Raw genomic sequence first — 12,474 nt, 5'->3', positions numbered from 1 at the left:
TATTTTCAGTACAAAATATATAATTATGTTCTCATCATTCAATAGCAGATCCACCATGTAGTCAGAATTCCAGACTAAAAAAGCTATGTATGGCTAATAGAACTCTATTTTTTACAAGAAATTTTATACTATAGATATTATTATAAAATAAAGAACAATATTAACCTGAATTTTTTGAGTTAATATATGGAAAGTGGATGGCAAATGAAATCAATAAAAGAAAGAGTAGTAAAAGTTTTATTAAACAATAAGGTGAGTGATAAAGTATTAGAATCAGATATATCCTTCACTGATTTAGGAATTAATTCTTTAGCATTCATTAAGATCTTAATTGATTTGGAATTAGAATTTGATTGTGAATTCCAAGAAGAAGATTTGTTATATGAAAGTTATGTAGGGTTAGAATCTTTGTGCCAAAGAGTTGATACAATCTTAGAGAATAAATGATAAGATATTTGGAATTGCATGAGTTTTGAAGTTGTTGATGTGTACATTATATGGGAGTGTTTGAGTAAAATTAAATAATTGATTTTTATAAGGGAATCTTAGAAAAATAATTGCTTAGATAATTAGTATTTCAGCAAGGTTAATAAAATAAGGAATAATTATTTACGCATTCTTCAAATTATAGCTTCGAATAAAATGAAAATCAACATGAAATCACTTAATTGTAAAATAATAAAATTGTTACAAGAAAGGTAAAGGTTGAAAAAATGAATGATAAATTATTAGAGATTTTAGATGGAACAATAGGAAAACAATTAACTGTTAATATTGCAAAAATTGGAGAAAAAGATAATTTATTTGATTATGGACTTGATTCAATTGGGTTTATAAATGTTGTGATTGAATTAGAAAAACAGTATGATATTTTTATTGACGAAGACGATTTAGATTTAGATACATTTAATAATATTGAGCATATTCGTAAATATGTACAGCAAAAAGTGGATGAAAAAGAGTTATGATCAATTAGGCATGGGAGATATAAATGAAATATTCTAAATATAATATATTAACAAATTATAAGGATTATTATGTTATACATAATTTGGTTAGTGAGCAAGGAATTTTAATTCAAAAAGAACAAAATGATAAGTTTCAAAAATTAGTTGAAAAATCAGAACCAGATATGAATGAAGAAAATGTGATAAACATCTTGATAGGAAAAGGAATTATAATAGAAGATGATATTGATGAAATGAAAGTTGTTCAAAAAATGAAGCGGAATGATATCGAACAGAAAAAACATAGATTATCAATTACAATCATACCTACCTACCAATGTAATTTTAAATGTATTTATTGTTGGGAAAATACAAAAGATACGATTGACAACATGACGGAGCAAACGCAAAATAAATTATTAAAGTTTATTGAGAAAAAATTACCAGAATCAAACGCAGTTGATATTGACTGGTTTGGTGGAGAGCCATTAATTGCATTGAATGTGGTGAAATCGCTTATAATTGAAATTGATAAACTTTGTAACCAATATAAGGTGCCATATACTTGTTCTATGACAACAAATGGATATTGTTTAACCCAAGATGTTGCGGAATTCTTAATTAATTATCATACACACTTTTTTCAAATAACATTAGATGGACCTGCGCAATTACATAATTCGAATAGACCATTAAAATCAGGGAAAGAAACATTCGATAAAATACTTACCAACTTAAAAAGTATTCGAGATAATATAAAAACAAAGTTTATAAAGGTACTGATTCGTTTAAACGTTACAGAAGAAACTGTACAGTATGCAGATGAATTTATTGAGTTTGTATATAGTGAGTTTGGAAGCGATCCAAGATTTAGAATGTACATACAAGCCGTTGAACGACATAATGACATAAAATTAACTGAAATGAATGGAAAATATTTATCTTTACATAATGTGACAGAAAAAATGTATGATAAGTGTATCGAACTTGGTATGAGAACAACTGGTTTAAAAATGTTAAAGCCAGGGGATTTTATGTGCAAAACATTATTTGAAAATTCATTTTTTATATCATCAGATGGAGCAGTTTACAAATGTGATATGGATATGAGAAAAGAACATATTAGCCACTTTGGAGAGTTTAAAGAGGATGGTAATATGGTTATAGATCCAAATGCAAAAGATTTTTGGATGAATGAAGTCAAGGAATCCGATTATTGTAAAAATTGTATTGTTTATCCTCTATGCTATGGCTTACGATGTCCATATTATAATATACTAAATTTTAAGCAAGTATGTGAGCAGTATAATGATTATTCACTTGTTCGAAACGCGGTGAAGTCATATGCTCAAGAAGGCAGATATCAATTATTGGAAATATAAATATAGGAGATTCGAAATGGAAAAGGATATATTTTATAGAGAGGGTTATGCTTGCTATAATGAAGAAGCATATGAACTCTTTCATAATTTTGATAAAAAGTTTTTATCATTTATAGATAAATATGATTATGAACACATAGGGATTCCAGCATTAATTGATGAAGATGTATTGAGAAAGTGCGGTTATTTCGAATCATTCCCAGGACAAGTTAGTATGGTTGGGAAGATACAAAAAGAAAATATTGATGAAACGGCAAATGGACATATTCCAACAGGTAGTCAAATGGGTTTTGCTGGTAAGTACCTAACCCCTTCTGCGTGCCTACATATTTATCCTATGCTAGAGGAAAAGATCATATCAAAAAAAGTCATAACTACGTTAGCAAGAGTATATCGATTTGAAGAACAAGGATTTGAAGAATTGACTAGGATGTGGGATTTCACAGTTCGTGAAATTGTTTTTGTAGGAAATAAGGATTTTGTCCATAATTCATTAGAGGATTTAAAAGAAAAGGCTTTAAATTTTGCAAAAGAAATATGCCCTAAAGCGAATTTAGAAAAGGCTCAGGATCCATTTTACGATAATGCTAGAAATAGGGTAAAGATAAGAATACAGAATAAAAATGATTCAAAGATGGAATTGAGAGTTCCAATTGGTGACAAAGAAGTCTCATTAGGGTCTTTTAATTACCATAACCAACATTTTAGTAAACCATTTCATTTTGATAATGATGGAACTATTGTAAGTGGATGTGTTGGATTTGGAATTGATCGTTGGGTTGCAGTAGCAATGCATCAAATGTATAAATTCTAATAGGTATAAATATGAGTGAATTTATTGTTGATATAAAAAAGATAGATCAAAACGTAAACTTGATAAAAGATAGATTAGCTATAGATAAATTTTACTATTCTTTAAAAGCTAATTCAAGTCTATTTGTTCTTGAAGAATTGCAGAAAATCGGGTGTTTTTTTGAAATAGCAAGTATTAATGAATATAATAAGGTAATTGAGATTGGTACAAAATCAAAAGATATTATTTGTGGTATTCCTGTAAAACCAATAGAACTGTTAAAAAAAATTGGGAATGAAGAATTAGAGTATTTTGTTTTTGATGATATTTGTGAGTATGATAAATTAGTTAGATATGCAAACAGAAACAAAAAGGTGATGAGAATATATGTTAGTGATATAGATCATGAATCTGCACCTTGGGGAATAAAAAGTGAAGATTTCGAAGCAATAATAGCAAAAAATAATGAATTTATACAGTCTGTAAGTGGGTTAACATTCCATATAGCTAGAAATTATCAAGTTCAAAAAATAGGCAGAGTATTTGACAGAATAGAAAAATTTCTGAAATATTTTGGTGATAGAAAATTAATTGTGAATTTAGGAGGTGGATTTCGTGGAGAACTACCACCTCATTTGGCGTTAAAATATGATTTAAATCAATATTATGAATGTGTAAATGAAAGGATATTGAAAGTCAGAGATAAGTTCAGTGTGGACTTTTTTTGTGAACCAGGGCGTGGGATTGTTCAATCAGCATGTCATATTATTACAGATATTGAACTCGTAACTGAAAAAGAAGGAAAGGCAGTTGTATTTATAAATTTGAATATTGGTATTCCAGTTGGTTCTCATCCTTATAAAATTACAATCATGTATGATGGAGAAGAAGAGGAAATCTATAATATTGAGCGTCATATGAGTAGGGAGTATTGTGAAAATATTATACAAACTACTTTTGTTGATACGATTTGTGAATATGAAAGTTTTTTTACTCTTCCATTGGAAAAAAAATTGTACATCGGAGATAGAATAAAAATGTATGGAATGGGCGCATATACAACAGTTCGTTCAAGTGTATTCCATATGCGGGATTTATTGAGAGTAAAATCAGAGAATAAGGATGGATAGAAAATATGCATAAAAAAAGGTACACTGTATTTGATTGTATTTTTATTCCTTTTATGAGTTCAAAAAAATGTGCTTTTGTACTCATTGCTATAGCAGTTATAGGAGGATTAATACCATCTATACAGACACTGGTAGTTGCAAGGTTTATCGACACTGCAATTAGAATAAATGAAGGTGCAGAAGGATCAATTAATATTTTTGGCTGGATTCTAGCGATTATTGGCTGTATTTTTATTACATGGATGTCTGATAATGTTAAGCAGCTCTATGGAAATCGGTTAGAAATAGATTTGCGTAATACATTTAGGGTTATGCTTACAGATAAAAGATCTAAGATAAAATATCAGTTTGTGGAAGATCCAAAAACTTGGGATCTAGTGAGTAGAGTAACTGAGAAACCAGAATTACGTCTAAAAAATGCATTTATACAGTTCTTTGATTTTATTGGTCTGATTATCGAGATAGTTGGCTTAATACTTATTTTTATTACACAATCTTGGACTACAGCAATAATTATAGTTACAATAGGAATACCCATCTTTATAACAGCATTTAAAAGTGGAAAAATGAACTATGATGTAAAACTTGAGACACAAAAATATCATAGAAAACATGAATATTTGGCTGAGCTATTAACAAGTAGAGATGCTGCTCAAGAAAGAAGCATTTTTGGATACAGTTCCAAAATAGGACAACAATGGTATGAGTGGTATGAAAAGGCTAGAAAAGTAGAGATAATTGTTAAATTTAAATGGTTTGTCAGAATGAAATCAACTGGAGTTATTGCAAGTATTATATGCATTATTACAACTCTAATCCTAATTCCTCAATTGGTAGATCAAAAAATTAAAATAGGTATTTTTATTGCATTAATTAATGCAACATATTCATTAGTGAATAATATGACATGGAATTTCACAAGTTATGTTGAGTCAATTGCTAATAATAGTATATATATGAAGGAACTTACAAATTTAATGGATTTGGAGGAGTTTGACAGCAAAAAAGAAAATATACAAAAAGGCCAGTCAATTAAAGAATTATTAAGTATTGAATTTCTTCATGTAAAATTTAAATATCCAGGTACAGAGAACTACATATTAAAAGATTTTTCTTATCGATTTGAAAGAGATAAAAAGTATGCTCTTATAGGTGTAAATGGAGCTGGAAAAACAACTTTACTTAAATTATTAATAGGATTATATGATGAATATGAAGGTAAGATTTTGATAAATGGAATGGATATTAAAGACATTAGTTTTGAAGATAAAATAGATTACATGTCAGTTGTTTATCAAGATTTTGCTAAATATAATATTACATTAAAAGATAATGTTGTTATTGGAAGAATAAAGGATCAAAATAAAGAAAATATCGATTCAGTAATAAATAAACTAATGGAAAGAGTAGGACTTCGTGAAAAAGTAAATTCTTTAGAAAACGGTATATATACAAAGCTTGGTAAGTTTCAAGAGAATGGTCAGGATTTATCAGGAGGTGAGTGGCAAAAACTTGCACTTGCAAGAGCTTTAGTAGGTAAGGCTGAGTTGTTTATTTTAGATGAGCCAACATCAGCAATGGATCCTGTAGCAGAAAGTGCTTTTTATGGAGAATTTTTTAAAATTTGTGATAAAAAGATGGTTATATTGATTAGTCATCGATTAGGTGCTGCGGTATTAGTAGATCATATTCTAGTATTAAATAATGGCAGTCTTGCTGAATATGGCACACACAAGGAATTGATGAAAAGTGGAAAAATATATGCTCAAATGTATGAAAGTCAAAGAGGATGGTATAGTGATGAAGAAAACGAAGGTAACTATTAGAAGAATGCTAAAATTTGAATTGAGGTTATGTTTTTTAAACTGCCCCTTTTTAATGACTGCAGAAATATTAGCATCTATTATTCATGGTTTTTCGTTTGTTTTAGTTACTATCATGACTCAAAAGTTTTTTGATAAGGCATCTACGGCTATTGGTCATCATGAAAATATTGAACAAGTAATTATAGGGGCAATTATATTAGGGGTTACTGTTATTGGAAACCATATCATAAATGGAGGCGAAAACTATCTATGGGAAGTAAATTATAAGAAGATATGTGGCTTTTCTTATCGTAAACTATATCAAAATGTAGCGACTGTTCCAGCAGAAGAATTTGAAAACACAAAATTTCTTGACAATCTTCAAAAGGCAATTAGTGGGGCGGAACATTTTACACAACCCTTATTTGCGGTTATAGCTTTATCAACATTTTACTTAGCTTACTTTTTAGGAATGAGCTGGTATATTTTTAAGATAAACCCTATTCTGTCAATAGCAATTATATTAGTTTTCGTACCAAGTTTTATTGGACAGTTCTTTAAAATTTATTTGTATGCTAAGTTAGCAGATGATAGTGCTTCTCATGAGAGAAAAGTAGGTTATTACGAAAATTGTATTTGTGGAAAAGAATTTTTAAAAGAAACACGAACACTAGGAGCACTTCCTTTTTTTCAAAAGTTGTATAAGGAAGAATTAGAACTATTAGCTAATAAAAGATGGAAAACCAATAAAAAAGCAGCTTTAATAGGTGCAGTTGTAAAGAGCATTACATTGCTTGGATATATGGGGATACTCATACTGTTTGTATTTGAATTGCTACATGGGAAAATAACAGTAGGTGTTTTCTCTGCATTGTATATTTCTATAGAAAAATTATTTAGTATGATGGATGAAGTTATTGAAACAATTGGAGAGTGTACCGAAAATATTGGATTAATGCGGAATTACATTCAGCTACTTGATTATATTGAAGAAAAGAGAAAAATTGAGAAGAAGGCAGAATCTATCCTAATAAACGAAGGGATAGATCTAAGCAATGTATCCTACAGATATATTGATGCAGAAAATAAAGCATTAAGTAATATTAACCTTCATATAACGGCAGGTGAAACTGTTGCTATTATTGGAGAAAATGGTTCTGGAAAAACAACTTTAGCGAAAGTGATAACCGGTTTGCTTAATCCTTCATCCGGAAATATTTTGTATAGTGGAAAGAATATTTCTGAATACGATAATCGTTCCATCTATAGTAATATCTCTATAGTAAGTCAATATTTTCAACGATATAAGATGACTTTACGAAATAATATTACAATTAGTAGCAATAAAGATGATGATGCGAGTGAGATTAAAGATTTCTTAGAACATGTTGGTGTTGATGTAAATTCAGAAAAGTTTACAGAAGGTTTAGATACAACTTTATCAAGGGAATTTGATGGAATAGATTTATCAGGTGGACAATGGCAGAGAATTTCCATTGCAAGAGGACTGTATAGAGATCACGATTTACTAGTTTTAGATGAACCAACTGCAGCCATAGATCCAATTGAAGAATCTAATTTATTTGAACTTTTTGCTGAACTGTTAAAAGAAAAAACATCGATTATTGTCACACATAGATTAGGTTGCGTGAAATTAGCTGATCGTATTGTTGTAATGGATGGCGGAAAAATTATCGAAGAAGGAAAACACGATGAACTTATAATAAAAAAAGGTAAATACTATGAAATGTATAATGCACAAGCAAAATGGTATGTTTGGTAGATAAAGTTAACTATGATATCATTATAAATTGAATTAAAGGAGAATTAAATTATGATGTGCAATATAGTAAAAACAAATAGGAGGGAAACAATTAAAGATCTGGATAAAATACCTTTTTTGGATCGAAGCTTAATTGATTATGACTATTATTTCAAATTTCGAAATCATACAATGTTTTACAACACAATTCCTTTATTTACAACAAGAGGATGTCCATATCATTGTGCATATTGTCATAGTATATGGCCACAGCAACATGTATATAGAACAGCAGAAAATATTTTAGAAGAAGTAAAATTATATTATGACATGGGGATTAAGCGCTTTGCCTTTTTAGATGATATCTTTAATTTAAATAGAAAAAATAGTGAAAAATTTTATGAAACTATTATCAAAGAGAATATAAATATTCAAATTATGTTCCAAAATGGTGTAAGAGGCGATATCCTAGATAAGGATTATATTGATTTAATGGTACAAGCTGGAACATCATACATTCCAATGGCATTGGAAACAGCATCTCCTAGACTACAAAAAATGATTAATAAGAATTTAAACATTGATAAATTGCATGAAAATCTTTCTTATTTATGCGAAAAATATCCAGAAGTTATCTCATCATTATATTTTATGGTTGGTTTTCCTACAGAAACGGAAGAAGAAGCAATATCTACTATTGAATTTGTAGAAAGCATTAAATGGCTACATACTCCTGAATATTTTAATTTGATAATATATCAAGGAACAGAGATGGAGAAAATTGCAATTCGAAATGGAATTAGTCCAGAAGTCATTTTAAAAAGTATGAGTAATTCCACTTTAGATGAAGAACCTTTAACATTTCCATTTAGGAATAAGGATTTTGCTAAAAGTTTGCGAAGAAGATTTTATAAACATTATTGGATGAATAAGGATAGAATTGAAAAAGTTATTCATGGTGAAATGAAACAAATGACTGAAAAAGAAATGGTCTTAATGTATAATGACTGGTTTGGTATTAATGCAACTAAGTTTAATGAAATTTTAGATTATTTTTCTATTCCAAAAGATAATTTTATAAATAAAACTTTTAAGAGTGAAGCTGAAATTGAAGTAAATGATTTTCAGTTGAAAATTGAAAATTATTTTAATAAGCATAAAGTATATTTTACAAATGGATTAAAAATATTATTAATTGATGTTACATTATCTTTTCATCAGGTAGAGCAGGAAAAAAACAGATATATTATTCCACCGATGGGTATTCTTTTCATTGCAACTTATCTGAAAGATAAGTTGAAAAATCAAGTACATATAAAGATTGCAAAAGAAAATGTAGATTATTGTAATATGGAAGAATTGAAAGATATTGTAAAAAAATATGGACCTGATGTAATTGGATTAAGTACAGTTACAATGTTTAAGAAGAATATGCATGCTGCTGCTGCATGTATTAAAGAAAATTTTGATATTCCTGTTATCGTTGGTGGCGCTCATTCTGGTTCATATTTAGAAATTTTACAGGATAAAAATGTAGATATAGTTTCTATTGGGGAGGGAGAAGTGACATGGCTGGAACTTGTTAATGCATTTATAAAGAATAATAATAAGTTACCTGATATTGAAACTTTAAAAACGATAGATGGAATAGCTTTTCGAGATGGTGAAGTAATGGAGGGTAAGTAATAAGAAAATGAGTAGGTGTGTATTTGTTTTTCCTGGTCAAGGAGCTCAGTATACTGGAATGGGAATAGAATTATTTAGTAGGTACTATGAAGTTGAACAGATATATCAATTTGAAGACGAGATATTAGGCAAAAAAATCTCGGAAATTTGCTTTAGAGGAAGTCAACAGGATTTGATGCAAACTTATAACACACAACCAGCAATATTTACAACGTCAGTAGCGATACACCGGATTTTAAAGAAGTATAATATCTATCCTGACTGTGTAGCAGGGTATTCATTAGGTGAATATACGGCATTATATGCAGCTGGTGTAATTGATTTTGTATCAGGATCATTTTTAGTAAATCAAAGGGCAGTTGCTATGGAGCGAGCCTCAAAAACAGAAGATTTAGGGATGGGAGTTATAACCGGAAACGATATTGATGAAGTGGTTAAGTTATGTAATGAAACTGAAGGCGTCTATATTTCGAATTACAACTCAGATACACAGATAAGTATTTCGGGGAAAAGGAGCGAAATAAGAAGGGTTTTTAATATAATTGAGAATTATGGTACTTTTAAAACAGCAGAGATTGCAGTCAATGGAGCTTTTCATTCTCCATTTATGCAAGATGCAATGGTTGAATTTGAAGAAAGTTTAAAGAAAGTAAAATTTGATATTCCACAATGTCCAATTGTTTTAAACAATACAGGAGAGGTGTGGAATAAAAAGGATGATCTTAAAGCACTTATGATGAGGCAAATGATAGAACCTGTTAGGTGGAGTAAATCGGTTAAAACCATGTTGGATTTAGGAATGGATACGTTTATTGAGATAGGGCCAGGAAGAGTGTTATCTAGATTTATTAAGGATATATCTTCTTCTAAAAAGGGTATTCGAATTGTTAATATCGAAGATATGCAGTCTTTAGAAAATGCTATTGAGATACTCAATAGTTAATGGTGGAGGAGAATAATTGGATAGTGCAATATTTAAGAGATTAAAAAAGTATTTATCAGAATTTATTGGAATAAACGAAGAAAAAATTAAAGCAGATACTAGTATATTTGATTTGGGTATTGATTCGGTTCTGATGGTCGCTTTTGTTGATAAATTGAACGAACATTTTAATGTTTCATTAAAGTTAACTGATCTTGCATTTACATATAATAGTATTGAATCCTTATGTTCTTACATTCAGGAATATAGGGATGCAAGTCTCATAACAAGCACAACTTTAGAGGCCTGTGCCATAAATAATACAGAGCCAGAAGTTGTTTTAGAATACAAAGAAAAAGTAGCAGATTCAAAGGAAACGTTCGTCAGCAAAGATGATTATTGCAGTTCAAATATAATTGATGTTATTAATAAGCAAAATAAAATTATGCAAGAAATGTTTGCAAAACAAATTGATCTATTAGGCGGAATAAATGTTAATAATAAATTAACATCAGATGATAACAGACAAACCCCAAATACAGCAAAAACAGAGAAGAAAGTATTGAAAATGAAATCGGAAATGAAGATTACAAACAGCTATGAGGGGAATGCAATACAAATTGATTCACTAACATTGGAGCAAAAGCAGTTCGTAGACGATTTAATTAATAGATTGAGTACGAAGACATCAACTTCAAAAGATATAGCACAGCAATATAGAGGCTGTCTAGCTGACTTAGATGAGATTGCAGGGTTTAAAATGTTACTAAAGGAACTTCATTATCAGATTACGATTGATCATGGTAAAGGAGCTTACCTATATGACTTAAATGGTAATAAGTTTATTGATATTGCAATGGGTTATGGGACACTAATTTTAGGTCATTCACCTAATTTTGTCTTAGATGCTATAAAAGCTGAAGTAGATTATGGAATGCAACTTGGGGCTAGACAAAGACATGTAGGTGAAATTGCAGAACTAATTTGCCTATTAACAGGTTTTGATCGAGTAACATTTACTGTAACAGGTACAGAGGCAGTTATGACTGCAATGAAAATAGCAAGAGCATATACGGGAAAAAATAAAATTGCAATTTTTACAAATGCATATCATGGACACAATGATGCAACTTTAGTTTCAAAATTTAGAATTGAAGATGTGAATTCTCCGATAGCACCGGGTATTGATTTGAATGCTTCAAATGAAATTCTGATTTTTAAATATAATGATATGGAAGATATAAAAAGAATGTTAAAACAGGAAGGAATTGCTGCAGTTTTAGTTGAACCAGTTCAAAGTAGATTCCCAGAATGCCATCCAATAGAGTTTTTACATGAATTAAGGAGAGTGACGGAAGAAAATCAGATTTTGTTAATTTTTGATGAAATTATTACTGGTTTTAGGTGCAATGTTGGTGGGGCAAAAGCATTATTTAATATAGAACCGGATATTGCGACCTATGGAAAGGCAATTGCGAACGGAATGCCAGTTGGAGTAGTTGCTGGAAAGGAAAAAGTCATGAATGTAGTAGATGGAGGGCCGTGGAGATTTGGAGATAAATCCTACCCGGTTATAGAAAGAACATTCTTTGCAGGAACATTCTTTAAACATCCATTTTCGATGGCAGCAATTTATGAAATTTTGAAATATTACAAGGAACATGGACAAGAAATGATTGAATCTAATAATCAAAAGACAGATTATTTAAGGGATAAATTAAATGATATTTTTGAACTTAATAATGTACCAATCCGAGTAGGTAATTTCTCGTCCCTATTTACGTTCAAAACAACTTCAAAAAATAGTTTAGTCATGGATATTTTCTATTACACATTACTAGATGAGAATGTATATACATGGGAAGGGAGAACCTGTTTTATTTCCAGTGCCCATACATATGATGATATTGATGAAATTATAAATGCAGTTAGGAGGACAGTCGAAAGAATGATTTCAGGTGGCTTTTATGAGAAGAATGAAAAGCAGCTCATATTTCGAGAAGGTGTTCCTGATGAAACATATTATGAGTAAATAGAAGAGGATGCA

10 protein-coding genes are annotated in these 12,474 nt (G+C 29.8%); all 10 read left to right on the top strand.

Annotation, left to right across the window (positions count from 1 at the left end; translation table 11 throughout):
• Window positions 1-204: 204 nt before the first annotated feature.
• The 10 genes from QA584_RS26520 to QA584_RS26475 all read left to right on the top strand — a co-directional run bounded on the left by QA584_RS26520 (window position 205) and on the right by QA584_RS26475 (window position 12,459).
• Window positions 205-447 carry an acyl carrier protein gene (locus QA584_RS26520; protein ID WP_278272106.1) on the top strand — a complete coding sequence of 81 codons (243 nt, stop codon included), beginning with the start codon at window positions 205-207 and terminating at the stop codon, window positions 445-447.
• Window positions 448-713: 266 nt separating this feature from the next.
• Window positions 714-968, top strand: coding sequence for an acyl carrier protein (locus QA584_RS26515; protein ID WP_278272105.1), 255 nt, complete (start codon window positions 714-716; stop codon window positions 966-968).
• A 23-nt stretch (window positions 969-991) separates the two neighbouring features.
• Window positions 992-2,329, top strand: coding sequence for a radical SAM/SPASM domain-containing protein (locus QA584_RS26510; protein ID WP_278272104.1), 1,338 nt, complete (start codon window positions 992-994; stop codon window positions 2,327-2,329).
• A gap of 16 nt (window positions 2,330-2,345) precedes the next feature.
• The gene (locus QA584_RS26505; protein ID WP_278272103.1) at window positions 2,346-3,143 is read left to right on the top strand and encodes a hypothetical protein; all 798 of its coding nucleotides are present in this window, start codon (window positions 2,346-2,348) and stop codon (window positions 3,141-3,143) included.
• An 11-nt stretch (window positions 3,144-3,154) separates the two neighbouring features.
• The gene (locus QA584_RS26500) at window positions 3,155-4,252 is read left to right on the top strand and encodes a hypothetical protein (protein ID WP_278272102.1); all 1,098 of its coding nucleotides are present in this window, start codon (window positions 3,155-3,157) and stop codon (window positions 4,250-4,252) included.
• Between the two features lie 5 nt (window positions 4,253-4,257).
• Window positions 4,258-6,078: an ATP-binding cassette domain-containing protein gene (locus tag QA584_RS26495; RefSeq protein WP_278272101.1), complete on the top strand. Its 1,821-nt coding sequence runs from the start codon at window positions 4,258-4,260 to the stop codon at window positions 6,076-6,078.
• The gene (locus QA584_RS26490) at window positions 6,053-7,840 is read left to right on the top strand and encodes an ABC transporter ATP-binding protein (protein WP_278272100.1); all 1,788 of its coding nucleotides are present in this window, start codon (window positions 6,053-6,055) and stop codon (window positions 7,838-7,840) included. Before QA584_RS26495 ends, QA584_RS26490 begins: the two co-directional genes overlap by 26 nt.
• Before the next feature lie 51 nt (window positions 7,841-7,891).
• Entirely contained in the window at window positions 7,892-9,505 is a 1,614-nt protein-coding gene (locus tag QA584_RS26485) for a B12-binding domain-containing radical SAM protein (RefSeq protein ID WP_278272099.1), read from the top strand.
• Between the two features lie 58 nt (window positions 9,506-9,563).
• Window positions 9,564-10,448: an ACP S-malonyltransferase gene (locus QA584_RS26480; RefSeq protein ID WP_278272098.1), complete on the top strand. Its 885-nt coding sequence runs from the start codon at window positions 9,564-9,566 to the stop codon at window positions 10,446-10,448.
• A gap of 16 nt (window positions 10,449-10,464) precedes the next feature.
• On the top strand, window positions 10,465-12,459 hold the full coding sequence (locus QA584_RS26475) for an aminotransferase class III-fold pyridoxal phosphate-dependent enzyme (protein WP_278272097.1): 1,995 nt from the start codon (window positions 10,465-10,467) through the stop codon (window positions 12,457-12,459).
• Window positions 12,460-12,474 lie beyond the last annotated feature (15 nt).

The organism is Anaerocolumna sp. AGMB13025, from assembly GCF_029689925.1.
Lineage (GTDB): Bacteria > Bacillota > Clostridia > Lachnospirales > Lachnospiraceae > Anaerocolumna.
The sequence above is the reverse complement of the archived record's forward strand: the minus strand, read 5'-3'. Positions and strand labels throughout refer to the sequence as shown.